This is a genomic window from Massilia aurea (assembly GCF_024753205.1).
GTDB classification, from domain to species: Bacteria; Pseudomonadota; Gammaproteobacteria; order Burkholderiales; family Burkholderiaceae_D; genus Telluria; species Telluria aurea.
The window spans coordinates 95,558-121,592 of the sequence record NZ_JANUGZ010000001.1; the positions used below are offsets into that span (position 1 = coordinate 95,558).

General features: G+C 61.5%; 20 protein-coding genes. 7 read left to right on the plus strand and 13 right to left on the minus strand.

The window, feature by feature from the left end; all coding sequences use genetic code 11:
* Positions 1-2: 2 nt before the first annotated feature.
* Positions 3-1,013 (minus strand): tyrosine-type recombinase/integrase, encoded by a 1,011-nt coding sequence (locus NX775_RS00415; RefSeq protein WP_258834183.1) that lies wholly within the window; start codon positions 1,011-1,013, stop codon positions 3-5.
* A 1,133-nt stretch (positions 1,014-2,146) separates the two neighbouring features.
* On the opposite strand from NX775_RS00415, the gene NX775_RS00420 reads away from it, so the two are divergent.
* Together NX775_RS00420 and NX775_RS00425 are read left to right on the plus strand one after the other, a co-directional pair.
* Positions 2,147-3,076: a DnaJ C-terminal domain-containing protein gene (locus tag NX775_RS00420; protein WP_258834184.1), complete on the plus strand. Its 930-nt coding sequence runs from the start codon at positions 2,147-2,149 to the stop codon at positions 3,074-3,076.
* 12 nt (positions 3,077-3,088) lie between these two features.
* Positions 3,089-3,442, plus strand: a complete 354-nt coding sequence (locus tag NX775_RS00425) for a chaperone modulator CbpM (protein ID WP_258834185.1) — start codon at positions 3,089-3,091, stop codon at positions 3,440-3,442.
* A 150-nt stretch (positions 3,443-3,592) separates the two neighbouring features.
* On the opposite strand, the gene NX775_RS00430 is transcribed toward NX775_RS00425, so the two are convergent.
* The 5 genes from NX775_RS00430 to NX775_RS00450 form a co-directional block, all read right to left on the minus strand.
* Positions 3,593-4,459, minus strand: a complete 867-nt coding sequence (locus tag NX775_RS00430; protein ID WP_258834186.1) for a hypothetical protein — start codon at positions 4,457-4,459, stop codon at positions 3,593-3,595.
* Positions 4,460-4,641: 182 nt separating this feature from the next.
* Positions 4,642-6,336, minus strand: a complete 1,695-nt coding sequence (locus tag NX775_RS00435) for a ShlB/FhaC/HecB family hemolysin secretion/activation protein (RefSeq protein WP_258834187.1) — start codon at positions 6,334-6,336, stop codon at positions 4,642-4,644.
* An 8-nt stretch (positions 6,337-6,344) separates the two neighbouring features.
* Positions 6,345-11,537: a YDG domain-containing protein gene (locus NX775_RS00440; protein ID WP_258834188.1), complete on the minus strand. Its 5,193-nt coding sequence runs from the start codon at positions 11,535-11,537 to the stop codon at positions 6,345-6,347.
* Positions 11,538-11,579: 42 nt separating this feature from the next.
* Positions 11,580-12,608 carry a tetratricopeptide repeat protein gene (locus tag NX775_RS00445; protein WP_258834189.1) on the minus strand — a complete coding sequence of 343 codons (1,029 nt, stop codon included), beginning with the start codon at positions 12,606-12,608 and terminating at the stop codon, positions 11,580-11,582.
* A 2-nt stretch (positions 12,609-12,610) separates the two neighbouring features.
* Positions 12,611-13,339, minus strand: coding sequence for a phage tail protein (locus tag NX775_RS00450; RefSeq protein WP_258834190.1), 729 nt, complete (start codon positions 13,337-13,339; stop codon positions 12,611-12,613).
* A 1,395-nt stretch (positions 13,340-14,734) separates the two neighbouring features.
* On the opposite strand from NX775_RS00450, the gene NX775_RS00455 reads away from it, so the two are divergent.
* Entirely contained in the window at positions 14,735-15,013 is a 279-nt protein-coding gene (locus NX775_RS00455; RefSeq protein WP_258834191.1) for a hypothetical protein, read from the plus strand.
* 212 nt (positions 15,014-15,225) lie between these two features.
* Here the strand turns inward: NX775_RS00455 and NX775_RS00460 are convergent, their stop codons facing one another.
* The gene (locus tag NX775_RS00460; protein ID WP_258834192.1) at positions 15,226-16,392 is read right to left on the minus strand and encodes a tyrosine-type recombinase/integrase; all 1,167 of its coding nucleotides are present in this window, start codon (positions 16,390-16,392) and stop codon (positions 15,226-15,228) included.
* Positions 16,393-16,589: 197 nt separating this feature from the next.
* On the opposite strand from NX775_RS00460, the gene NX775_RS00465 reads away from it, so the two are divergent.
* Positions 16,590-16,988: a hypothetical protein gene (locus tag NX775_RS00465; RefSeq protein ID WP_258834193.1), complete on the plus strand. Its 399-nt coding sequence runs from the start codon at positions 16,590-16,592 to the stop codon at positions 16,986-16,988.
* Between the two features lie 77 nt (positions 16,989-17,065).
* On the opposite strand, the gene pnuC is transcribed toward NX775_RS00465, so the two are convergent.
* Both pnuC and NX775_RS00475 read right to left on the minus strand, forming a co-directional pair.
* Positions 17,066-17,680 carry a nicotinamide riboside transporter PnuC gene (gene pnuC, locus NX775_RS00470; protein WP_258834194.1) on the minus strand — a complete coding sequence of 205 codons (615 nt, stop codon included), beginning with the start codon at positions 17,678-17,680 and terminating at the stop codon, positions 17,066-17,068.
* A gap of 105 nt (positions 17,681-17,785) precedes the next feature.
* Complete coding sequence (locus NX775_RS00475; protein ID WP_258834195.1) at positions 17,786-18,280, minus strand: pyridoxamine 5'-phosphate oxidase family protein; 495 nt, start codon at positions 18,278-18,280, stop codon at positions 17,786-17,788.
* A gap of 173 nt (positions 18,281-18,453) precedes the next feature.
* Here NX775_RS00475 and nadB point away from each other — a divergent pair, with 173 nt between their 5' ends.
* Genes nadB through NX775_RS00490 form a run of 3 tightly spaced genes read left to right on the plus strand, consistent with a single transcriptional unit; the run spans position 18,454 to position 21,850 of the window.
* Positions 18,454-20,064, plus strand: a complete 1,611-nt coding sequence (nadB, locus tag NX775_RS00480; RefSeq protein ID WP_258834196.1) for an L-aspartate oxidase — start codon at positions 18,454-18,456, stop codon at positions 20,062-20,064.
* Between the two features lies 1 nt (position 20,065).
* Entirely contained in the window at positions 20,066-20,965 is a 900-nt protein-coding gene (locus tag NX775_RS00485) for a DMT family transporter (protein WP_258834197.1), read from the plus strand.
* 27 nt (positions 20,966-20,992) lie between these two features.
* Positions 20,993-21,850 carry an NAD-dependent protein deacetylase gene (locus tag NX775_RS00490; protein ID WP_258834198.1) on the plus strand — a complete coding sequence of 286 codons (858 nt, stop codon included), beginning with the start codon at positions 20,993-20,995 and terminating at the stop codon, positions 21,848-21,850.
* A gap of 89 nt (positions 21,851-21,939) precedes the next feature.
* On the opposite strand, the gene NX775_RS00495 is transcribed toward NX775_RS00490, so the two are convergent.
* From NX775_RS00495 to NX775_RS00510, 4 genes are read right to left on the minus strand one after another with little or no spacing between them, the layout of a single operon-like run.
* Positions 21,940-22,260: a hypothetical protein gene (locus NX775_RS00495; RefSeq protein WP_183552409.1), complete on the minus strand. Its 321-nt coding sequence runs from the start codon at positions 22,258-22,260 to the stop codon at positions 21,940-21,942.
* A 28-nt stretch (positions 22,261-22,288) separates the two neighbouring features.
* Entirely contained in the window at positions 22,289-23,152 is an 864-nt protein-coding gene (gene nadC / locus NX775_RS00500; protein WP_258834199.1) for a carboxylating nicotinate-nucleotide diphosphorylase, read from the minus strand.
* Complete coding sequence (nadA, locus tag NX775_RS00505; RefSeq protein WP_183552411.1) at positions 23,149-24,282, minus strand: quinolinate synthase NadA; 1,134 nt, start codon at positions 24,280-24,282, stop codon at positions 23,149-23,151. The genes nadC and nadA overlap by 4 nt, the downstream gene beginning before the upstream one ends.
* Before the next feature lie 60 nt (positions 24,283-24,342).
* Positions 24,343-25,944, minus strand: a complete 1,602-nt coding sequence (locus NX775_RS00510; protein ID WP_183552413.1) for an ABC-F family ATPase — start codon at positions 25,942-25,944, stop codon at positions 24,343-24,345.
* Positions 25,945-26,035 lie beyond the last annotated feature (91 nt).

Consider the following 26,035-nt stretch of genomic DNA (forward strand, 5'->3'; position numbering starts at 1 on the left):
GATCATTCTTTGTCGTCATCGTTTGCGCCCGGATCCGGCTTGACGCGCGTGAGCTTGTAATCGGCCGCAGAGCGCTCAAGCGCCAAGCCAAGTACATCCTTGAGGTCGTCAGGACTCGCACCGTTGTCCAGTTGCTGCTTGGCGAACGTGTTACGCAGCGTGCGGCCGCCGGAGCGCGCCAGATCCATGCCGGCGCGCTCGAAGGTGGCGCGCATCTGCACATACACCGTTTTCCTCGTCATCCTGGCGCCGGCTGCATTGGCCGGGAAGACGAACTGGCCAGGGATGGCCAGCGTCTCGCGCTCGGCAAGCCATGGCAGCAGCTCATCGGCGCCGTCGCGGGGGAGGGTGATCGTGTGTTCGTGGCTGGTGTCATGCTTTTCGTCTGGCGTGATGGTCAGCACGATCGAGCCATCGAGCGCCTGCTGGCGGCCGATCTCGGACATCAGCAAGCCAATCGCTTCCGATACGCGCAAACCGGCCAGGGCCATGACGACCTGCATGGCACGATCGCGCCGGCGCTTCCAGCCCTCGAACGGTGTACTGGTGCGGCGCTGTGGCGCCTCGGCCGGCAAGGCCGCGAAGAACCGCACCAACTGCTCGTCGGACAATGTGCGGCCGGCGTCGTCGCGCGTCATGTGGGCACGATCGATGTGGCGGATGGCCAGCTGAGCAGGGTTGGGGTTGACGTTCAGGTGCTCATAGCAACGCTCGAGGAGCCGCAGGTAACGGTAGGCGATCTTGCTGTTGAGGATGAGCTTTCCCTTAACGGTACGACCAATGAACCGGGCCAGGTCGGTGTGGGTGACCGTGGAGAAGGTGAGGCCTTGTTCAAGCATCCAGCCCGCCACGTTGGCAAACATGAAGTTGTAGATCTTCGCCGATGCCGCTGACGGGATGCGCAACGTGCCATCGATGGGCAGGCGGCGGCCGGTCTCGGCGAAGGCCGTGGTGGCAACGAATTCCCGGAATGCTTTGATGGGATCACGGTCCCATGAAGTTGGTGTGGACATGGAGGATGGAATCAGGTTGGGATGCACTAGAGTAGCATAAAAAGGTAACTAACCAACAGAGGCGCTACCACACACGAATTTATCGACGTCCTCGACTCTCTCAAAGACAACAACTTCGAAATTAGCCACCAGAAGGGAGGTTTGATTGTGCCTCGTCGATTAACGTTTCCGTAACATCGGCAGATCGAATCAGTTCAACTGATGGGCACGCGAGTCAGGTTCAGCGGGGCATGTCAAGACGGGGGAGGGGACGAGTGATGAAGTATTTGACTGTACGTGACTTTGTGTGACCGTACGGGCGGGTTATTCAGCTACTATCGAATCGGAACACGCGTTCTATCTCATTAGGGGGAAGCATGTACCAGTGTCCTCAATGTCAGGATTTTTCTCTCTCCAACTCTGCGACATTATCCATGACGCTCGACGGCTCGACGGCTCGACGACATGCCCGACATGCAGGACGACGCTGCGTATCAAGCGCAAGCCGACAAATTACCTGCTTATCGCGTATATGTGTCTTCGCGCGATCCTGGGGTCATCGCTGCCGGGCGGCTATAACGTCGGGATTTTTATCGAATTAAGCGTGATGATTGCCTTGTTTGTGGTCCAGTTTCTATTGATGGAATACGAGGTTGTCAGCCTGGGTACGTCGCGTCATTCCTCTAAAAGTTGATTGCTCTATACGATGCGGTGTCGGTTTTTAGACACGATCGTTTGCCTGCGCTGTCCCGGGAAAGGCGGTGCTCTGAAAGGCTGCGCTTAAACGAAACTCCAGGAATTACATAAACTCCCCCATGTCGAGCTGTTCTCGTGCAAGATGTAGGACGACAAGGGTTTGAGAAGTTCTGCATTGCAGTCTCCGCCTGTCACACGCCAGAGAGATAAAAAGTAACTAACCAACTTTGGCTGAAAAAAGAATAAAAGCAAACCCGCCAGCAGAAGCGGCGGCATCGACGTAGAAACAAACATGCAAGCAGTAAGTCTAAGTGCACCTGCAACCAGCTCTGATCGCGCGGCGAGCGTCAAACATGAAATCGATCTTCAACAAAGGATGTTGCCGAAGATTGCGCGAGGCAAATGATCGCCCAATGTTTTCTCACCATGTCAATTCACCGTAAATTCCCGGGATCCTTGTGAAATATAAAGACTACTACCAGACCATGGGCGTTGCGCGCACTGCCAGTGCTGACGAGATCAAGCACGCGTACCGCAAGCTGGCACGCAAATTTCACCCTGATGTCTCGAAGGATGCATCGGCCAAAGAGAAATTCCAGGCAATCGGCGAGGCGTATGCAGTCTTGAAAGATCCCGAAAAGCGCCTCGCTTACGATGAGCTTGGCAAGGCGCCGGAAGACGCCGACGTTGCGCCACCGCCCGGATGGCAGAACAATTTCAGTACGGACGGGGCCGGCTTCGACGAGGCAGACCTTGCCGATCTGTTTGCCGCATTCGGACGTGGCGGGAGGGGTGGTCAAGCACGCCGGCCAGCGCCCGTCCGGGGCCAGGACGTGGATATTTCCGCACCCGTCACGCTCGAGCAGATCCACAGCGGCGGTGAGATCGAAGTACGTGCGAATCTGCCCGAGTCCGATGCACGGGGCGTGCAGCACCTGGTCAGCCGGACGTTTCGCATCACGATCCCAGCCGGCGCGGCCAACGGTCAGCGGCTGCGCCTGGCAGGCAAGGGTGGTCCTGGCCACCGCGGCGGTCAGGCCGGCGACTTGTACGTCGCGCTGGCATTGATGCCGCACCCGTTATATCGCCTCAGCGGGCGCGATCTGTACATGGATTTGCCACTTGCTCCCTGGGAGGCCGTGCTGGGCGCAGCGGTTCGGATTCCAACACTGGACGGCCACGTCGAACTGACTGTAAAGGCAGGATCCACAGCGGGCCAGCAACTGCGCCTGGCCAAGCGTGGCTTGCGCGGGCCCGGCGGTGTTGCTGGTGCGCTTTATGCAGTCATCGTCATCAACGTCCCGTCGCAGGTCAGCGATGCCGAGCGCGCGCTGTACCAGCAACTGGCAGAGGCGTCCAAGTTTCAGGCCCGTGCCAACTTCGGCTAAGGAGATTTACTCATGTCCATGCAAGTGACTCATGCGGTCTGGCTTAACGATACGGCAGTATGCTCGATTGATCATCTGGTTGAAGTATCCGGACTATCGTTGGATGACATCAGCAATCTGGTCGAGGATGGCGTGATCGCGCCAGCTGATGCGTCGAACCCGGGCGCCGGCTTCCACTCGGTGCACGTTCTCACCGTCAGGCAGGCGCGAAGGCTGCAGGATGACTTTGAACTGGACCGAAACGGTCTCGCGCTGGCATTGACGCTGCTGCGCCGTATCGAGTCTCTGGAACAGGCGCTGCACATGGCGCAATTGGGCCATGGGTTTGTTTTGCCGGTGGCCGGGGACTTGGTTGGGAAAGACTGACTGTATGGCTGACATGGCGCATATCTGGGTCAGCCCGCAGGCATCCAAGCAGAAATCTAAACACCGCATAATCTATATTATGTTAAATGCGCTATCGATATGAACCAGACCAGATCGACGCAAACAAGAAGACCTCCCTATCCACCGAATCTATGTTGCGGTCCAAAGCACCGCAGATGCGTCATCCGCTGACTTTACAGCGCTTACGCCAGTCCCTGCAGACGTCGACTCGTAGTCCCGCAACTTGTCGAGTTGCGACTGCAAGCCGAAGTCAATGCATGCCTCTGCCAGAGAAACATCCGTATGCAAACCGTACAGATCGACCAGTCGATAAAATCCATCCGTCATCACGAGCACATTCGCATCGTGCGACAGAGTAACGCTGCCCGTACGCACCTGGAACGGCCCGTTCGGCTGAAGGCACAGCACACTGGGCGCCGGCGCCGTGTTTTGCGATTCGCGCCGTGCGCGCAGCATTGGCAACATGCGTTCACGCCGACGTACCGGATCGTCGACGCCTTCAGTCTTCAACGTGGCAATCCAGTCTTGCAAGATGGCTTCCTGGGGATTCACGAATGGATCCAGGTCGATACAGGTTGTGGGAGCCGTGTACAACAAGGTTTTGCAGTCACCAAGACTGTAGAGCATTGCGCGTGTGACGCCGTCGTGGTCCAGAATCTTTAACCAGGTCATCGCTGCAATCGGCCACGCATATACCGGTACGTGCAGACCAGCTGCCAGATGCATGAACTGCGCTCTGACATCAGCGATCGCGAGCCAGACGCAATCCTGCTGGTTGCGCCCTGATGTCAGCGTTTTCTCCAGTGCCGCGGTAAAAGCATGGACAAACCATGCGACATCGCCCTGGCATTCATCGATGTAGTCGCAGTCCGCCACGGATGAGCCGCCGTCAATCACGACAATGTCAGTCATTTCAGCAGACGTGAACACTGCGACGTGGTCATCATTGCGCTGTGAGCCACGATAGGCGCCGACGCTAATGTGCTCAATTTTCATCAGGCAAGGTACATTTGGTCATTGCCTGAACTCTACCCCCGTCATATGCAGAGGACAAGCAGATACGATCACGCAATTTTCTAACTCGACAATATATTCCCTAATGTCGAGTTAAACTGATGACTCCGGTTGACCGGCATTGGCCGCTCTGCTGCAGCGTCGCCTCTGCGCCAAAGCCCTGTTCAGTACGCCTTGCTCGCGACGAACCAGGTGCGCACGGAAGCTTGTGGTGCAACCAACGGCGATTTGCCGCCGATGGGCGTTGCAGCCGACAAACTGGCGCGCCACCCGTCTGGACCGACCCAGGAAAGGCCAATGCCTGCGCCTGAGAGCGTGGCGCGGTTCTCGCCGCGGCTCCAGGCATCGCGATTGATCCTGGTACGAACGCTTTCAACGAAGGCCGTTGCCTCCCAGCGGCCAGCCGCAAACAGGCCCAGGTCGTGGCGTAGCTCGACTGTCGCGAAGTAACCGGTGTCCGCTGATAACGCGCCGATGTCATAGGCGCGCATGGTGTATGGACCACCGATGCTCAACTTCTCCGCTGAATCGAGGTTGGCGTCGCTCCACTGCCCCGCCAGATTAAGGTAGAACATCGTACCGGGCGTCACGGCCTGGATTCTGGAGAAATTGGCATTCCATTTCGCGTATCTGCCTTCCGTACGGGCGGACCCGGCATCGGCAACGCGCGCAGTGAGGTCCTGGAAATTGACGTCACCGGCAGTCCACGACACACTCCAGCGGTTCGCGCCGCCGCCCAGGAAATCATCGCGCAGGTCGCCGTTCAGGCTCAGGACCCAGTTCGTGAGGTCACGGTCGGTACGCACCCCGCTCAGGTCTATCCGGTCACGCAACTGCTTGTCATCGTACTGCAGCTCGACGTACACGTTGGCCTGCCTGGCGCGGACCAACGGATGCCTGATCCACGCGCTGGCGACATCCGCCGTACCGTTGGCGTCCAGTGCACGCACCTGATCGCCCAGCTTGTAGCGCACCGCCGAATATGCCAGTCCGGCACGGGTGCCTGCACCGTTGACCAGAGTGTCGTAGCTCATGCGGCCGTATTTCATGCGCTTACCGGTGCTGACCACGGTCGCAGTCAAGATGTCGCCCCGGTGCAGCGGATTGACCAGGTCGACCGAGCCGCTCAGGCGTGTCCGACCGATGTAGCGGTTGCCCGCGTTGTCCAGTGCCAGATTGGCAAAGGCGGCAGGATTGTGGCTCGTGATGATGTCGAGATCGGAGGTGCCGATGTCGGTGCCCGGCTTGAGGATCGCGTTCACGCCGACGCCTGGAATGTCCGAGAGCAGCAACAGCGTGCGGTCGAGGCCCCGCTCGCCGATGTCCTGTCCGGTCTGTAACGCCGCCGTGGTTGCCTCCAGCAGCGGATTGCTCACCTGGCTGCGATTGTTCACACGCACCGCACCGTAGCGTGCTTCCAGAACCTGAATTGTCACGCTGGCCCCGGCAACCGTCTGGACCGGTATCGCGGCCCGGCTCAGCGGGAAGCCGTTGCGCTGGTAGTAGGCAGTAATGCGCGCAGCCAGTGCTTCTAGCTGCGGCAAGGTCATGCTCGTGCCTTCAGCCGCGGACACCAGCGCATGCAAGGTCTCTGTGGAAAATGCGGTGTTACCGATAATGCGGATGGTGTCGACCTTGAACGGCGCTGATGCTGACAGGCCGCCCTTTGCTACCGGGGCAACCTGCACGGTCGGGCCTTTGGTTGATAACGCCGGTGGCAGTGCGGGTTGCACCTGCTGCAGGATCGTGCCGGAATTGGGCACACCCTGCTGCGTCTGCGCATCGACCTGGAGCGATGCCATCGCGAGCGCAGCGACGAGAGGTTTCAACATCATGCGTCCCTTGGAAACAGATTTCATGCAAGTGTTCATTCAGTAGCGACGGACGCCAAAGGCGGCAGCAGCATGCCGCCATTCTGGATCTGGAGGCGCGGCGCCCCCACCCCGGCCCCGACCGTCGTGATGATCGACGGCACTGGCGCATCCCGGTCTGCTTGCGCCGCGGGCGCTGCCTTGCCATCGTCCGATGACACTTGCAGCGTGGACGACAGACGAAGCGCGCCAGGACGGGCGCCCGCTTGCGGTGGCAAGACCATCGACTGTACCTGCGCCAGAATCGTGCGCACCTGCTCCGGCGCCTGCACTTCCGGCGTGACCGGCGTGACTGGCGGTGCGATCTGTACCGGCGGTTGCACCGGCGGATTGGGCTGTATCGGCGGTTGCACCGGCGGATTGGGCTGTATCGGCGGTTGCACCGGTGGATTGGGCTGTGTTGGCGGTTGCACCGGCGCTGCGGTAATGCTGGCGAACGCGGTCGTCTGGTCGGTGGCAATGTCGTAGTTGCCAATGTCGGGACCACCATAGGTATTGGTCAGTCTGACCACCTTGCCGGTGCCGACGCCGGCATCGTCGAAAGCGCCGAGCGAGGCGACAGTGAGCCGATCCGTGCCGAACAGGCCCGCGAACACCACGCCCCTGGTGTCGGCGGTCGCTGCGGTCGTACCGTCGAATACCTTATCGCTGGCTACGATACCCGAGACGTTGATACTCGCCCTGGTAATGTCGGCGCTCAGACTATCCAGGCTGACAAGGTTATAGTTACCGGCATCGGTCCCCGAAAGCGTGTAGCCGGACACTGTCACACGCTTCGCACTGCCCGCGTTCTTGTCCAAGAACGCGCCGACACCGACGCCGCCGAGCGTCACGACGTCTGCGCCGATCGGACGGACGAAGGCGGTGCCCGACAGCGTGGCGGTGGTGGTGCCGTCATAGCTGCGGTTGCGCGCCGACAGGCCGGATAGCGCAAGGTCGGCTTTGCCGATATCGGCGCTCAAGCCACCCGGTTGCACCAGCGTGTAGTTGCCGGCGTCCGCACCGCCGAGGGTGTATCCGCTGACGGCGACCGCCTTGCCTGTGCCGGCGTTCTTGTCGGCGAAGTTGCCGCTGGCGTTGCCATTCACCGCGACCAGGTCAGCGCCGAATGCAGCCACGGACGCGCTGCCGGACAGCGTTGCGGTGGTTGTGCCGTCATATGTCTTGTTGTTGGCGGTGATGCCGGTCACGGTCAGACTCGCTTTGCCGATATCGGCGTTCAGCCCGATCGGCTGCGCGATCATGTAGTTGCCTGCGTCGGCGCCGTCCAGCGAATAGCCACTGACCGTCACCGCCCTGCCCGCACCGGCGTTCTTGCTCGCGAAGCTGGCCGTTGCCGTGCCCGACAGGCTCACGGCGTCGCCGCCCAATGGCGTCACGGTCGCGGTGCCGGACAGGGTCGCCGCCGTGGTGCCATCATAGATCTTGTTGTTCGCGAACACGCCGCCGACGACGAGACCGGCCTTGAAGATCGTGGCGGACAGGCCGCCCACCTGGAGCAGATCGTAGTTGCCGGCATCCGCGCCGAAAAGCACGAAGCCGCTGACGTTGGCCGCCTTGTTACTGCCCGCATTCCTGTCAGCGAAGACCGCACTGCCGCTGCCGCTCAATGCAACCTGGTCAGTACCAAAAGGCGTCACGCCTGCAGTGCCGGACAGGGTCGCAGTGGTGGTGCCGTCGTAGATCTTGTCGCTGACCGACACGCCGGTCAGCTGCAGGCTGGCCTTGTCGATGGTGGCAGTCAGGCCACTTGGCTGCACGACGTTGTAGTTGCCCGCGTCGGCGCCGGTCAAGGTGTAACCAACGACATTCACCAGCTTGCCGTTGCCGGCGTTCTTGTCGGCAAAGCTGGCCATGCCGGCGCCCCCGACCACGACCACGTCGCTGCCGAATGCGGCCACGGTGCCATTGCCCGAGAGCGTCGCTGCGGTCGTGCCGTCATAGGTCTTGTTGTTTGCGGTGATGCCGCTTACGGCGAGGTCGGCCTTGGCAATGTCGGCGTTCAGGCCGGTTGGCTGCGCAATATTGTAGTTGCCGGCATCGGCGCCGCTCAGCGAATAGCCGCTGACCGTCACCGCCCTGCCCGCGCCGGCGTTCTTGCTCAGGAAGCCCGCCGTCGCGGTGCCGGCCAGGGTCACCGCATCGCTGCCGAACGGCGTCACGGTCGCGGTACCGGACAGCGTCGCCGCCGTGGTGCCGTCGTAGTCCTTGTTGTTCGCGACCACACCGGCCACGGTAAGATCGGCCTTGCCGATATTCGCGCTCAAGCCGCCCACTTGCAGCAGGTTATAGTTGCCCGCGTCCGCGCCGGCAAGCACGAAGCCGCTGACGTTTGCGGACTTGTTACTCCCGGCGTTCTTGTCGGCAAAGACTGCGCTGCCGCTGCCTGACAGGGACACGTCATCAAGGCCAAGGGGCGTCACGCTCGCACTGCCGGACAGGGTCGCCGCCGTGGTGCCGTCGTAGACCTTGTCGCTGACCGACACGCCCGTCAGCTGCAGGCTGGCCTTGTCGATGGTGGCGACAAGGCCAGTTGGCTGCACGACGTTGTAGTTGCCCGCGTCGGCGCCGTTCAGGGTGTAGCCGAAGACATTCACCAGTTTACCGTTACCGGCGTTCTTGTTTGCGAAGCTGGCGCTGCCGGTCCCGCTCACCGTCACGGCGTCGGCGCCAAAGGCCGCCACCGTCGCACTACCCGACAGGGTCGCGACAGTCGTGCCGTCATAGATCTTGTTGCTTGCGGTGACGCCGGTCACGACCAGATTGGCTTTGCCAATATTGGCCGACAGACCGGTCGGCTGCCGGATCGTGTAGTTGGCTGCGTCAACGCCGCTCAGGGTATAGCCGCTGACGGTGACGGCTTTGGCGTTGCCGGCGTTCTTGTCGCCGAAGGCCGCGCTGCCGCTGCCACTCACCGACACGACATCGCTGGCGAACGCATTGACGGCCGCAGTACCCGACAGGGTGCCGGCAGTGGTGCCGTCGTAGGTCTTGTTGTTGGCAGTCACACCGTACACGGTGATGTCGGCCCTGGCGATCGTCGCGGTTTTGTTATCCAGGCCGTTGATGGCGTAGGCGTTGGCGTTGGCGCCGACCAGGCCGATGCCACTGATGGTTACCGGCTTGTTCGAACCTGCATTCTTGTTCTGGAAATTGGCCGTTGCCTGGCTGGTGTCGATGGTGATGTCGCCGGGTGCGCCGCCCAGGATCGTCAAACCGTTCAGGCTCGCGGTGGTGGTGCCGTCATAGGTCTTGCTGCCGACGTTTGCTGCGAAGTTGACGAGCATGAACGTATTGAGCGTGCCAGGGTTTCCCAGGTTGTACGCGTTGTAGTCGGTCGCAATCCACGTGCCGTTACCATCCCGTTCAGGGTTGTAGAAGATGTCGATCGTGCTGGCGCTGTCCGCGTAGATATACGAGTAACCCGGATCGTCGAATCTGACGGTGCCCATCCCCCTGCCAGCGTTGTCGGTACGCAGGACGACTTTTCCGCCCCCCTGCACCTCGATCACACCACCCACATCGCCAAAGCCCCCTGCAGTTGTCGCATTGCGCGTGGTCACGAAACGGATATCGCGATAGGCACTCAGCGTCAGGGTCTTCGTGCTGATCCAGTTGTAAATACGGCCGCCATCGTCGAAATCGGCCACGCCCCCGATCGCATCGAGGATATTGATATCGCCCTGGCCGCTGCTGCCGTTCGTGCAGGCGACACCAGTGCAGTCGGGCAGCGAAGCGGTCGTCTTGATGGTGACGTCGGTGGTATTGAGCGCTCTCGTCAGTGCCACAGAGTCGACATCGATATTGACCGAAGAATCCCATGAGCTACGGTTGCCGATGGTGATGTCGGCCGGATCCAGAAGCCAGCTGCCGGTCGTTCCGCGGGCGGCCGAGGTATCGACCGCGGCGGACTTGCTGACCTTGAGCACATGGCCCGAGGTTTCCACCTGACCGCCATCACCTGCCTGCGCGCCACCACGGGCGCTGATGCTGCCATCGAACCGGGTGGTGTCATTCGACCAGACCGCTACTTGTCCTCCATTGCCGCGCGTGATCGCGTCCGCTTGAATCGTGCTTCCGGCGGCCACATCGGTCGTCAGCGCATTCCGTTCGGGGCCGGCGCCAAGAAAGTTGCCGCCCACCAGAGTCGTACCACCGCCCGCGTCGCCCGACACATTGATCGTACTGCCGGCCGCGAGCGCGACGTGATCGCCCAGCACCTTGACCGTACCGCCCTGCTGGCCCGAAGCCAACCCCGACGCATCCAGCGTGCCGCCGTTACTGACCGTGCTCTGTTGCCCACCGCCGAGCACGATCGTGCCGTCGATGTTTTCCACGGTACGTGCCTGGATGATGCCGGTGTTGTTGACCACGCTGGCCAGCACGGCATCCTTCGCACCCGAGGTCAGGATCACGGCGCCGCCGTCGGCCTGGATCAAGCCGCCGTTTTCCACGAGATTATCGAGCGTGCTCCGGTTGACCTGCATGTTGACCAGGCTGTTGCCGGCGAACGACAAGGTCACGTCGCTGCCAGAGCCTAGTGCCACACGGCCCGTGGGCGTACCGATGATGCCGTGGTTGCTGACGCGGTTGCCGATAAAGGCGACGTACCCGCCATCGGGCGTCGTGATACTACCGCGATTGACGATGCTGCCGGTGCCGGCGCCGCTGAACCGGCGCGCCGCGCCATCGAGCGCAGCATCGTCAATGTCGAGCGTGGATGCAATCAGGCCGCCCACGTTGACCTGCGAACCGGCGCCGAACAGCACGCCGTTGGGGTTGATCAGGTAGACCTGGCCATTGGCATTGAGCTTGCCCATGAATTGGGTGCCATTGGTGTCGAAGATGCGATTGACCGCGATCGCACTGCTTGACGGCTGCACGACATTGACCGTCTCGCCGCCATTCGTGTTGAAGCTCTGCCACGTGAGCGAGAGGGTCTGACTGGACTGATTGATCGTTGTGGTATTGCCAGACTGGTGGATCGATCCGCTGCCAGCAGTTACCTGTCCGCCCGTGGGGCCCGCGTGTGCCAGCTGCGTTGCGACCGCCAGAGCGCTTGCAGCCAGCAGCTTGCGATTGGTCTTCTTGCCGCGGCCGCGCGCCGTCTCGGCGACCACGACCCACGTCTTGTGTACATGACTCCAGACGAGTCGGTAAATGCGATTGATTGAGGCGTGGCGGTCCATTTGGTTCCCTGTAGGGCGATGGTTCTGACTAGTTGGCGCGATTTATTGCGGGTACTTGGAAATATGATCGGCAACGCGGCGGTCGAGGTCCGGTTGCCACTGAGCCGGCATGACGGTCAGTACCAGTCTCTCGATGCGGTCGATTTCCGCCAGTTGCACGGAACCGGGTGTGCTGGCCCTGGCGGCGCGGTTCCACATGTAGATTTTGGCCAGGTCGGCCGGCGTCAGGGCCCCGGTACCGGGGTCGGGCGTGGCGTTTGCGTACAGGATTGCCGTCGGCAGGTAGGCAGGCGCATAGCCCTCCATGGCGGCGTGCTCCATCCAGAAGCGTGCCTGCGCGACGTTCGCATCGCCGCCCTCGCCTTCGCTGAGCATCAGCCCGAGGCGGAACTGCGCTTCACGGTTGTGGCGCTGCGCGGCCTGATCGTACCAATATCTGGCAAGGCGCAAGTTCTGCGGAACGACGGTACCTTCGCGGTAGTAATTAGCTAGCTTCAACATGCCCGGCGGCGAATCCGCCTGGGCTGCGGCCGTGCATAGCGCCAGACCCTGGGCGACATCCCTGGCAACAATTTTCCCGCTGATATACAGGTCTGCCGCCTGGCACAACGCGTAGGAGACACCCGACGCGCCGGCTTTGCGATACCACTGTACTGCGGCCTGCCCGTCGACAGCGCGGCCAATGCCTTGTGCCAGACAATCGCCGAATGCCTGTTCAGCGGCCGGAATCTGCTGTTGCGCGGCTTGTGCGAACCATGCGCAAGCGGCAACCGGATCGGCATCGCGTCCCCATCCTTCGCGCTCGAATAAGCCCAGGGTAAATTGGGCCAGGGGATTGGCACCGGCATGCGCAGCATATGCCGGGTACGCCTTCGCAAAATCACGCACGGCCAACGCTTTCTGGGCCGGCGCCAGTTCCCTGGACAAATCCTCGATCGACGATTGTGCCTGCACCGGTCCGGTCAGCAGCAAAGCAACAAGCAATATGGCGTTTCGCGACATGGCTTCCTGAGTTGAACCGACCGTTGACCACCGCGCCGGCGATGTCATCGCTGTCGGCGTGTCGACCATGCTCAGTCGTTTGAAGAGAGATAAATACCGTTGACTGCGATGTAATAAGGCATCACGAGATACGGCGGCATGGTTGGAATATCAGCGTTGCTGCCGATCGGCGCCGTATTGCCCGATACGGTGGCGGCGCCGGTCAGCGTGGTCGACGCGTTGCCGGTAAATGCCACCGGAGCGGTGACGCCCTGACCAACGGTCAGCGAGAGCGTACCGCCGATGGTGCCGGCATTGAGGTTCACATCGGGCGCGTTGGCGGTGTACGGACCAGCGGTGGGACTCGTGGGCTTGCCCAGGTAGTTGTTGGTCGGCGTGGTCACGCCGCCGGCGCCCGATGATGCCTTCACGACCAGACCGCTGGCGGAACCCGCAATCACCAGACCCGACAGGTTTGCGGTCGCACTCAGGCCTGTCAGCGTGGTCTGCGCCGTCAGACCGCTCAGGTTGACCGGCGCAGTGAACGACATGGCATGCATCGGCAGCTGGGCGATAGTGAGCTTGACCGACGTATTGCCGCCATTGGCTCCCATGGCGCCGCCACCCGGATTTCTCGGGTCATACCCGACAATGACCCTGCCGCGCAGGTCGGGCAGGTTGAAATTGCTGCTGCCATTGCCACCGAAGGTCGTGCCCACCAGTGAATATAGCGCAGTCGCCTGGTTGATCTGCATGGTTTGTCCCATGGCCAGCAAATAGCTCGATCCAATGCCCGGGAACCGGCTTGGGGACACTGCCATGACACAGACGCTTCCTATATAAGGCTCGACGGAACAGGCATAGCTGGCCGGGCTGAAACCAGCCATTCCGATACCCGATATCAATGCAATAACGGAGAAGCCTTTTCTGGAGTTGAACGTCATTTTTTTTAACTTTCTGATGTAACGAAAGAATCATGGAATACGGCCAGGCATCTGGCCGAGGCATACTCAACAAATTGATAAAAACTTATCTCCGATAGATCCCGTTGCTCTTTCCATGGTAAGCAATATTTACGGCGATGGTCCACAGAATCTTCAACACAGCGAGGCAGAGTGTTGCTTTCAGGTGAATACATGTCAGCGATATAAGTAACAAGATTGCAAGCGTAATTTGCTGCTGCGTGCGGATGTATCGACACAGTGATTGGCTACCTGTCAGGTCAAGCAGCTATTCCGTAACTCGTGGAGTTGTGTTGGCAGTTCAAGGTTATTGCGCGAGTCCACGCGCGCCGCATGGGTGCCCAAGCCACAACGACAGGCGAGTCGCATGATCATGCTCCCCTGAAGCAAACCCGCAAACCCCACGTCGACAATGACAATATTGTCAACGGCAGCGGTAGCTGATCGAATGATGTCGTGATGATTCTGTTTTGGCTGGTTATCACAAGAGTATGTCTTTTACCTTTCGATAACCCTCCTCTTCTTGCAAGCTTCTTTGTTGTTCGTTGATTTTTTTATAGCTCGTGACTCTCGATTTATTCTGCATTTATTTTTCATTCGTTGGTTAGTTACATTTATTATTATTATTCGTATCTGCGTGAATGTCGTAGGCATTACCTCATCCAGATCGAATATTTTGTTCAAGCACGGCTTTGTTTCACCGCGTTGTTTCTGACGTTTCTTTGCTCACAATCATAAAGACTCACATTGCCTGCCATTTGCGTTTTCAACATCGCTGCATGTGGATGCAGCTTGAATTGCAAACGCGGTATGGCTCCTTGCTTCCCCGATTCACATGTCGTATTACAGCGTCGGACAATGCTCGATCATCGTGCTTTGTCCAACCACCCCAGCGCTAGCGGGGATTCCAACACAGTCTTTGCCCCTGCTACCCTGCTTCCTCATCAAGCAAGCGCCAAGCCCGGACCGCATCTGCCAAATGTGGGTGGACGCGATCGACTGCATCTACAATCCTGGCGCGGCACCTTCCAGCCTGCCCGTTCCTGACCCACGACGCGGCACCATGTCACCAGATACCGCCACCGTGTCATTCCTGCCGCACGCGCCACGCTCCCCTCGCCATCGCCCATCAGCTCAATACCGTGATCGAGGATCGAACGCGGGAGGCGCGCACGACACAACGGTAGCGATTTGCAAACACCCGATGACTGCGTGACAATGGAATGACACTTACTGATCACTCAAAGGAACACCATGAATATCACTGTCCAGAATACTGTCCCAGCCACAACCCGCATCACACTCGTCGGCGAAATGCACGATGGCAGCTTTGCAGCAGAAGTCATGACCGAGACTGCCGTCCCCTACACGCCATACTGGGACAACCTCCTTGAACAGCGAATCGTCTACATCCAGCCGGATGATGAACAACTCGGCGCGATCATTACGGCGTTGAACGAGCGGCGTCTGACACTCGACGAGTTACAGAATTACGGTAGCGCAGAGGGCGGTACGTCGTCGATCCCTGTCTGAGCCTTCAGCCGTGGCATCCGTGAGCGACAGTGCTTGTCCTGTCGGCTCCTGCTGCTCACGGCTGGCTGAGACCCGCCCGGCTTTTGTTCTGCCGACCGGGCTGATCAATGTTATCGAGTCCGAGGTTGTTGGCCGCTGAGTTATCAGGTAATTCGTAAGTCTTTTGTTGGTTAGTTACTTTTTTACTGGTAAGGCTTAGCCTTACGCCACAGTCATTTAATACCCCGGTCACCGTTGGACCGAAGAATCTCGTCATGCCGCTCATGGTCGGTCTTGTGCAGATAGGCTGCTGTCGTTGCAATATTCGCGTGCCCGGCGGTATCTTGCAGCGTCTTAAGCTGCACCCCACTATTGGCATGATTCGTCAGCATGCTGTGCCGTAGCCAGTGCGGTGATGCCAGCCTCAGCATCGATGCGCTATCGCCATCCCCCTTCGCCGCCGCCTCGTCCGCTGCAAGCTGAAAGATCGCCTTGAGCGCTTCGGATGCAGCCTCGTCGGTGATCCCCACATAGTCTTTCGTGCGGCTCGACAGCACCAGAGGCATCCGATCCCCCCTGCTCGTCTGCTCCAGCAGACCGAACGCGCGCCGGTAATCACGGTAGGCGCCGATGGTGGCTGGGGGCGCCGGAAGGCGGCGCGGTTTGTTGCCTTTGCCCAGCACGTCGAGCCACCAGCGCCCGTCGCCTTCGCTGTAGACGGCGCCCATGGTCGCGCTGACGATTTCGTTCAGGCGCGCGCCGGTCTGCGCAAACGCGATCAGCAGGAAGCGGTCACGCGCTCGCTGACGCGCTGTCGCTTCGGTGTCGCCAGGCCGTGCCTCGGCCGCAGCCAGCGCATAGGCAATCGCATCCGGGCTCAGATAGCGGGTGATGCGGCTCGCGTGCGCAGCACGGACATTGCGCACGAGCCGCGCTGGATTGCGGCGCAGGTAGCCGGTTTGCTCGGCAAACGTCAGCACGCCCTTGATCGCAATCATCGCCTGGCGACGGCTGGTGTCGGACAGTGGTCCAGTGAACGGCCGGTAGCGCGGATCGTTGCGCGGCCACTTGGTGGTACTGATCCACGCGGGCGGCGGCTGCCGGATGAATTCCTTGTACAGATTGAGGTCGCCAACGTTCAGCTGCTGGAACGTCTTGCCTGCTTCCTCGCGGCACCAGGTCAGGAACCGGTACAGCTCCTTCTGCAGATTGGCAATCGACTTGGGGCTGAGCTCACCATGAGAGATGTATTCGCGCGCCAGTTCGGCGTCGCTCGTGGCGGAAGTGACTGGCTCATCGTACATGCTGGAGAAGCTGCCCGCACCGAGCCGGCTGGCGGCCGCCCGATCAGGGGCGGCTGGTGGCAGTGGGTCGAGATTGATCGGTACAAACACAGGCATGAGTGCTGAATAAGATAACTGTATGGATATACAGTATAGCACTGTGCTGCCAGGCTTCGTAAGGGCTGCTGCCGCAAATTTCCGCTGAATTACCTATGAAGGGCGCTCTCGTCCTACAGCGCCATGCCCTGCGCGCCGATACGTGCCCGCCCTGCCTTGCGTGACAATGGTTCATTCATTTCACGAAGGGGACTACTATGAACAGCAACGCACCCGCATCGACGACTGCAACCCAGGACGGCGCCACCGTCGGTATTGGCGGCCAGACCAGCGGCCAGCAAGGCGCGACGCCATCGCATGAGTCGCAGACAGAAACCGGCGGCAATGGCGGCCCTGGGCTGACGCGTAATCAATCCGGGCCGTACGTGAACGCGCCCGACGGTACAGAAGGCAATGAGCCGCCCATTACTGACGGCGGCGCTGCGCCGCAGCCAGAGGCCCCAAGCACCGTACCGCTCGACACGGCAGCAACGCATGCCAATCCAGGCGCGCAGGACACGCGGCCAGGCCAGGCCGGCCCGAAAGTGACGGGCATGGGCGCACCGGAAACAGGTGGCAATCAGACTGCAGGTGATCTACCGCCATTCACGCGCTAATGCGCGGTGTGCCCGCCGCTAACGTTTCGATATTATCCTGGTCAGCTATCCACGCAGGCCAGGCGAGCACAAAAGGTTTACGGCGGGCCTCCTGCAGCGCCATATGCACCCCTTGAGGCCTGTGCCGCAACCTGCTCTTGCTTCGCCAACTTGCGCCACCAGAGCCACGACACGATCGCATTCACCCAGAAGCACATATACAGGAACGCCGTCAGGTACAAGCCGCGGCTGAAATATAGCGGCACCGCAATGGTGTTCACCAACAGCCAGACCGGCCAGCTCTCGATGCGCCGCCCCATCATCAGTAATTGTGCGATGACGGAAAACACAAGCACTGCCGAATCGATGAACGGTGCGTAAGCATTGGTATAGAAGTGAAGTGCAGCGCCATACGCGCCAGTAGCAATGAGCCCAACAGGCGTCATCCATGCCATCGTACGCCAGCCCGCATGGGTAATCGGTAGCGGCGCCCCACCATTGCCATGCAACCAGCGCCACCACCCCAGCACACCCGTCACGACGAAGAAGGCTTGCAGAACGACATCGGCATACAGCTGCGACTGCATGAATAGCACGCCGAACAGGGTACAGCCAACAATCCCTGTCCACCACGTGTGCACGTTGTTGCGGCCTGCCAGGAGTATTGCGACAGCCGTGAAGAGGTTCGCGGCCAGTTCGAGGGGAGATATCATCGGATGCGGCAGAGCCAGGCTGGGAACATGGAGAGTGTCCTCTGAATGAGAGCGGCTACTCTACGCCACTCTCATGCCCCGCCGCAAGTTAATGCAGAAGGTTGCTTACAGCTTGATGGTGCCGTGCTCCGAATCCAGATCCGGCTGCTTGCCGGTCACGGCTGCCTTGGCGACCGCAAACAGACGCACCATCTTGCTGTCGTTCGAGTCCCAGTACTCGGCTGCGTGCGGGACCACGCGCACGAGCACGGCATGCTGGTCTTCCGGGCCACCCGGGAACCAGGCTTGCACCATCGGGTTCCACATGCTGCGGATCTTTTCGCGATCGACGATGCGCTCGGCGGTGCCACTGACCGAGACATACGTGCTGTCATCGATATCCGAGAAACTGATGTTGACTTCAGGCTGGTGTGCGATGCTGTCCCACAGGGCGGTGGCCGAATGCACGAAGAACCAGATGCCACCTTCGGCATCGACGTCCTGCTTGGTCATTGGCTGGCTGGCCAGGTGATCGTGCTCGTCACGGAACGTGAACATGGCAAAGCGCAGGGAACCGATACGGTCTTCGAGGGCTGCTACGTGGGTGCGATCTGCTGTCATGGTGAATCCTTGATTAGGTGAGTAATAGCTCATCCTAACGTGCCGGACGCCGCCGTTCGGTGCGCAGGCGTACATTTGCGACCCGTTACGGATGACGTTGGCCTGGTCACGCTGTCCCGCAGCCGGTACCAAATGGCTTATAGTATTGCCTCTGTAAACATTTCAACAATCCCATGAAATTCGACGTCGCGATCGTCGGCAGCGGCCTGGCCGGCCTGTCGGTAGCCCTGCACCTGGCCCAGACCCGCAAGGTTGCCATCATCTCCAAGCGCACCCTGCTCGACGGCGCCAGCGCCTGGGCGCAGGGTGGTATTGCCGCCGTGCTCGATTCGGGCGACAGCCACGAGCAGCACGTGGCCGACACCCTGGTTGCCGGCGCCGGCCTGTGCGATGAAACCGCCACCCGCTACATCGTCGAACACGGGCGTGAAGCGATCGAGTGGCTGATCGATCAGGGGGTGCCCTTCACGCGTGACGCTACCGCCGAAATGGGCTTTCACCTGACGCGCGAAGGCGGCCACGGCCAGCGGCGGATTATCCATGCGGCCGACGCCACCGGCTACGCCGTGCAAGTCACGCTGGAACAGAAGGTCCGCGCCCACCCGAATATTTCGCTGTTCGAGCACCATGTCGCGATCGACGTCATCACGTCCGCCAAGCTGCGGCCCAAGGTAGCCCATGGCAGCCAGCCCCGTTGCTATGGCCTGCACGTGCAGGATGTGAACAGCGGCGACGTACTCACCTTCGAGGCGGAACATACGGTGCTGGCCACGGGCGGCGCCGGCAAGGTGTATCTGTACACGACGAACCCGGACACCGCAACCGGCGACGGCATCGCGATGGCCTGGCGCGCCGGCTGCCGGGTGTCGAACATGGAGTTCATCCAGTTCCACCCGACCTGCCTGTACCACCCGTATGCGAAGTCGTTCCTGATCACCGAAGCGATCCGCGGCGAAGGCGGCCTGCTCAAGCTGCCACCGGAAGCGGGTGCACAGGCCGGCGAGCGCTTCATGCCGGCGCATGACGCGCGCGGCGAGCTGGCGCCGCGCGACGTCGTGGCGCGCGCGATCGACTTCGAGATGAAGAAGCGCGGCCTCGATTACGTCAACCTCGACATCAGTCACCAGCCGCCCGAATTTTTGATGGAGCACTTCCCGACCATCTATGCGCGCTGCCTCGAACTGGGCATCGACATCACGCAGCAACCCATCCCCGTCGTGCCGGCCGTGCACTTTACCTGCGGTGGTGTGGTCACCGACCTGGTCGGACGCACCGATATTCCCGGCCTGTATGCGGTGGGCGAAGTCGCCTGCACGGGCCTGCACGGCGCCAACCGGCTGGCCAGCAATTCGCTGCTCGAATGCGTCGTCGTCGGCCGTGCCTGCGCGCAGCAGATCGCTGCAAGTCCGGCGATTGCCAACCCTGCACTGCCAGACTGGGACGCGAGCCGCGTGACGAACGCCGACGAAGAAGTCGTCATTGCCCACAACTGGGACGAGCTGCGCCGCTTCATGTGGAACTACGTCGGCATCGTGCGCACGACCAAGCGACTCGAACGCGCGCTGCACCGGATCAAGCTGCTCAAGGAAGAGATCGACGAGTACTACCGCAACTTCCGCATCACGCCCGACCTGCTCGAGCTGCGTAACCTGGTTGAAGTGGCGCACCTGATCGTGAAAAGCGCGATGTCGCGCCACGAAAGCCGCGGCCTGCACTATTCGCGCGACTTCCCAGACACCTTGCCCAAGGCACTCCCGAGCGTGCTGACGCCGCGCCGGCGTTAGCATGGAACGGCAGCGGCTTTCACTTACCACCGTCCTGCTGCTGAGCATCCCGCCCATACTCTGGGCGGGCAATGCCATCATCGGCCGCCTCGTGCGCGACGCGATGCCGCCGATGACGCTCAACCTGCTGCGCTGGTCGATCGCCCTCCTCATCCTGCTGATGCTGGGCCGCGCCGCACTGCGCCCAGGCAACGGCGTACTGCGCAACTGGCGCCGCTACGCCCTGCTCGGCCTCCTGGGCATCGGGCTCTACAACTCGATGCAATACCTGGCGCTGACGACCTCGTCGCCGCTGAACGTGACGCTCGTTGCGTCCGGCGTACCGGTCTGGATGCTGCTGGTTGGCCGGCTGTTCTACAACGTGCCGGTCAAGGGGCGCCAGATCGGCGGCGCCGTGCTGTCGATTGCCGGCGTGCTGGTCGTCATGTGCCGGGGCAGCCTGGCCGAGCTGGCCGCGCTGCGCCTGGTGGCGGGCGACCTGATCATGATCGTGGCGACGATTGTCTGGTCGTTCTACAGCTGGTCGCTGCTGCAGAAGCATGATGTGCCAGCGCTGCGCGCGGACTGGGCCGCCTTCCTGCTGGCCCAGGTAGCGTATGGCGTGCTGTGGTCGGGCGCGTTGGCCAGCGGCGAGTGGGCGCTGAGCACGCCCCAGATCGTCTGGAGCTGGCCCCTTGCGTTTGCGCTTCTGTACCTGGCAATCGGGCCGGCGATCATCGCCATGCGCTGCTGGGGCGCGGGTGTCCAGCGCGCCGGGCCCGGGATCAGCGCATTCTTCATCAATCTGACGCCGCTGTTTACGGCGCTGCTATCGGCCGCCTTTCTGGGCGAACTGCCGCAGTTGTACCACGTGGCGGCGTTCGGCCTGATCGTCGGCGGGATTGTCGTGTCGGCGCGCTGATTGCAGAGCGGTGGTACGATTCCACCCATGAACGACGAACTTGGCAACCCACTTGGCGAACACCACGCGGCCACGCAGCTGGCCACGTTTCTCGAACAATATCCCCATGCGCTGGTGCTCACCGGCGCGGGGCTGTCGACAGCGTCCGGCATTCCCGATTACCGCGACCGGGATGGCGTGCGGCGTGGCAGGCTTCCCATCCAGGGTCCGGAATTCCGGCGCGACCCGGCGATTCAACGCCGCTATTGGGCGCGCAGCATGGTCGGCTGGCGGATGATGTCGGGCGCCGCGCCCAATGCTGGCCATCGTGCTTTGGCCGCGCTTGGTGCGGACAACCGGATCGGCTCGATCCTGACGCAAAACGTCGATGGCCTGCATACCCAGGCGGGCAGTCGCGATGTGCTGGAATTGCATGGCAATATCCACCATGTGACGTGCCTCGGCTGCGGAGCGAACTTCACGCGCGCTGCGCTGCAGGTGCAGCTCGAGGCAGACAATCCGGGTCTGCGCCAGGTGCTCGCGCAGCCACTGCCCGATGGCGACGCCGAGATCGATCCGGATGCGGTGACGGGGTTCACGGCGCCGGCATGCGTGCACTGTGGCGGCATGCTGATGCCCGACGTCGTGTTCTTTGGCGACAATGTGCCGGCAGCGCGCACGGCAGCCGCGCTGGCACGCATGGAAGCGGCCGACTCACTGGTCGTGGTCGGCTCGTCGCTGATGGTGTATTCGGGGTTTCGTTTCTGCCGACTGGCCGAAGCGGCCGGCAAACCGATCGCGGCGCTGAACTTGGGGCGTACGCGCGCCGATGACATGCTTGCGCTGAAGATTGAAGCGTCGGCTGAGCGGGTGTTGCCGATCGTGGCCGGATTGCTTACTACGTAGGGTGGGCGGGTTTCCCGCCCACGCGTTCAACGATCCTCAATGTGCCACACATTTGAACGCGTGGACGGCACAGCCGTCCACCCTACGGCTTAATTGTTGCTGAACTTGATCACTAGGCCAGTGATCAACGCCGCCGCCATCGCAATCGACAGCACGCCGTGCAATACGGGCGAGCCAATCGACGCATCCGACGCCGCCGCATCCCGCTGCATCGCCATCGCACGGCTCAACACGACCGGGCGCAGGAAACCGCGAATACCGACCAGCAGCATGCCGATGCCGAAGAACAGTTCGCCCTTCATATTGTAGAGAATCCCGTCCATCAGCTGGGGCACGCCCAGCAGCAGGCCGAAGCCAAGCCAGAACAGGCGGAACACGAGCGAACGTTTCAGTTTGGTGGTGATCGACATGGTGTGGTCTGAGAGTTGAGCGGTGCGATCAGACGATGCGCAGCGAGTAGTCGGTCGCGCGCACGTCCTTGGTCAGGCTGCCAATGGAAATGCGGTCCACGCCCGTTTCGGCAATCGCGCGCACGGTGTCCAGATTGATGCCCCCCGAGGCTTCGAGCAGCGCGCGGCCGCTATTTACCTGCACCGCCTCGCGCATCATGGCCAGATCAAAATTATCGAGCAGTACCGACTTGACGCCGGCCGCCAGCGCTTCTTCGAGCTGGGCGATGGTCTCGACTTCGATCTGTACCGGCGCACCAGCGTTCAGACTGGCAGCCGCCGTCAGCGCGGGCGTGACGCCCCCGGCAGCAGCAATGTGATTTTCCTTGATCAGGATGCCGTCATACAGCGCCATGCGCTGGTTCTTGCCGCCACCGACCCGCACCGCGTACTTCTGCGCCTGGCGAAGGCCCGGCAAGGTCTTGCGGGTATCGAGGATCGCCGCGTTCGTGCCCGCGATGACGTCGACGTAGCGCCGGGTGGCAGTCGCCACGCCGGACAGCAGCTGCAGGAAGTTCAGCGCGGCGCGCTCGGCCGTGAGCAGCGCGCGCGGGTTCGCCGTGATGGTGCAGACGGTGCTGTTGGCTGGCATCAGGTCGCCTTCGGCAAACTGCCACGCAATGTCGGTGTCCTGATCAACTGCGAGCATGACGCCCTCGAACCACGGCGCGCCGCACAGCACAGCCGCTTCGCGCACGATGACGCGCGCCGTAACGCGGGTATCGCCTGGCACCAGCTTCCCGGTCAGGTCGCCGCTGCCGATGTCTTCCAGCAGCGCAGCCAGGATATTCTGTTCAAATGCTGCCTGCAGTTTGTCGTCAAACTGGGCGTGGGGATTGTGCAGACTGGTCATGCGGGGCCGACTCCGGAAAACATGGGGGCATTCTGTTCGAGCGCGCCGGTTGGCAGCGCCTTGGCGCGCTTGGCCGCAGCAAAGTCGAGCATGCGGTCGATGGCGCGTTTGGCTTGCAGGCCGACGGCGGGATCGACATGCACTTGATTGGCGCCTGATTCGAGCACGTCCGCCAGATTGCGCAGACCGTTCATCGCCATCCACGGGCAATGCGCGCAGCTCTTGCAGGTGGCGCTGTTGCCGGCGGTCGGCGCTTCGATGAATGTCTTGCCAGGCGCGGCCATCTTCATCTTGTGCAGGATGCCGTTGTCGGTAGCGACGATGAAGTGGGTAGCGTCCAGCGTCTGCGCAGCGTTGATCAGCTGCGTGGTCGAGCCGACCACGTCGGCCTGCGCCACGACATTCGCCGGCGACTCGGGGTGCACGAGCACCTTGGCCAGCGGGTACTCGGCCTTGAGCAGGTCAAGTTCGATGCCTTTGAATTCGTCGTGCACGAGGCACGAGCCCTGCCACAACAGCATGTCGGCGCCGGTCTTGGTCTGGATGTACGAGCCCAGGTGGCGGTCGGGCGCCCACAGGATTTTCTTGCCCTGCGCATGCAGCTCGGCCACGATGTCCAGGCCGATGGACGATGTCACCATCCAGTCGGCCCGCGCTTTGACTGCGGCGCTCGTGTTGGCATAGACGACGACGGTGCGATCGGGATGCTGGTCGCAGAACGCTGCGAACTCGTCGGCCGGGCAGCCGAGGTCGAGCGAACAGGTCGCGTCGAGATCGGGCATCAGGATGGTTTTTTCGGGGCTGAGGATTTTGGCCGTCTCACCCATGAAGCGCACGCCGGCCACGACGAGCGTCTGCGCCGCATGGTCACGGCCAAAGCGCGCCATCTCGAGCGAGTCGGACACGCAGCCGCCCGTTTCTTCGGCCAGGTCCTGCAGGTCGGCGTCCACATAGTAGTGGGCGACAAGGACCGCGCCTTTTTCTTTCAGCAGGCGCCGGATCTTGTCCTTGAGCGCATTGCGTTCGGCCAGTTCGGGCGCGCTGGGGATGCGTGCCCAGGCCTCGGCGGTGCAGGCCAGACCGGCCTGGGGCCGGTCATATTCGTATGTCTTGATCGGTACGGTGTCCATACTCTTCTCGGTCTCCTTGACAGGGGGCGCGTCGAACACGGCGCCCCTGCCGGTACTACATTACGCGTCGATGCCCTGGCTCGCCAGATATTCCTCGTAGTTGCCACGGAAGTCGACGATCTCGTTTTCACGGATTTCCAGCACGCGCGTGGCCAGCGACGACACAAACTCGCGATCGTGCGAGACGAAGATCAGGGTGCCGGCGTACTTGTCCAGGGCGATGTTCAGCGACTCGATCGACTCCATGTCCATGTGGTTGGTCGGCTCGTCGAGCAGCAGCACATTGTGACGGCCCAGCATCAGCTTGCCGTACATCATGCGGCCCTTCTCACCACCGGACAGCACGTTGACCGACTTCTTGACTTCGTCGCCGCCAAACAGCAGGCGACCCAGGATCGAGCGCACGGCTTGGTCGTCGTCACCCTCTTGCGTCCACTGGCCCATCCAGTCGGTGAGGTTGTCGCCCACTGCGAATTCTTCAGTCGGATCCTGCGGCATGTAGCCGGGATTCGCGTTCTCTGCCCACTTAACGCGGCCACCATCCGGCTGCAGACCGCACAGCTCGCCGCCAATCGTGCGCAGCAGCGTGGTCTTGCCCGCGCCGTTGGCGCCGATGATCGCAATGCGCTCGCCGGCCTCGACCATGATCGAGAAATTCTTGAACAGCTGGCGGTCGTAGGCTTTCGAGATGTTCTCGGCTTCCACCGCCAGGCGGTGCAGCTTTTTCTCGCCTTCGAAACGCACGAACGGATAGGCGCGCGAGGATGGCTTGAACTCTTCGATCTTGATCTTGTCGATCTGCTTGGCGCGCGACGTCGCCTGGCGTGCCTTGGACTTGTTGGCCGAGAAGCGGCGGACAAAATCCTGCAGTTCGGCGACCTTCTCCTTGGCCTTGGCATTGTTCGACAACTGCTGGTTGCGCGCCTGCGTCGAGGCCAGCATGTATTCGTCGTAGTTACCCGGATACACCTTCAGCGTGCCGTAATCCATGTCGGCCACGTGCGTGCAGACCTGGTTCAGGAAGTGGCGATCGTGGGAAATGATGATCATCGTGGAGTTACGCTCGTTGAGCATGTCTTCCAGCCAGCGGATCGTGTTGATGTCCAGGTTGTTGGTCGGCTCGTCGAGCAGCAGGATGTCCGGATTCGAGAACAGCGCCTGCGCCAGCAGCACGCGCAGCTTCCAGCCCGGCGCCACGGCGCTCATCGGGCCCTGGTGCAGCTCGGTACCGATACCCAGGCCCAGCAGCAGCTCGCCGGCGCGCGCTTCGGCCGAGTAGCCGTCGTACTCGGCGACCTTGCCTTCGAGCTCGGCGGCTTTCATGTAGTCGTCGTCGGTGGCTTCGAGGTTCGCGTAGATCGCATCGCGTTCGGCGATCGCGTTCCACAGCTCGGTGTGGCCCATCATGACGACGTCAAGCACGCGCGTGTCTTCGTAGGCGAACTGGTCCTGGCGCAACTTACCCAGGCGCTCGCCCGGATCGAGGCTGACGTTACCTGCGGACGGCTCGAGGTCGCCGCCCAGAATTTTCATGAACGTCGACTTGCCGCAGCCGTTGGCGCCGATCAGGCCGTAGCGGTTGCCGTCGCCGAAGCGCACGGAAATGTTCTCGAAGAGCGGCTTGGCGCCGAATTGCATCGTGATGTTGGCTGTGGATAGCACTGTATGACCCCAAAAAGCGTATTTGATTAACCGGCTATTTTACCATCGCATGCCCTGCAGGGCGAATGGGCTGGATTGGCGGGCGCCGTTG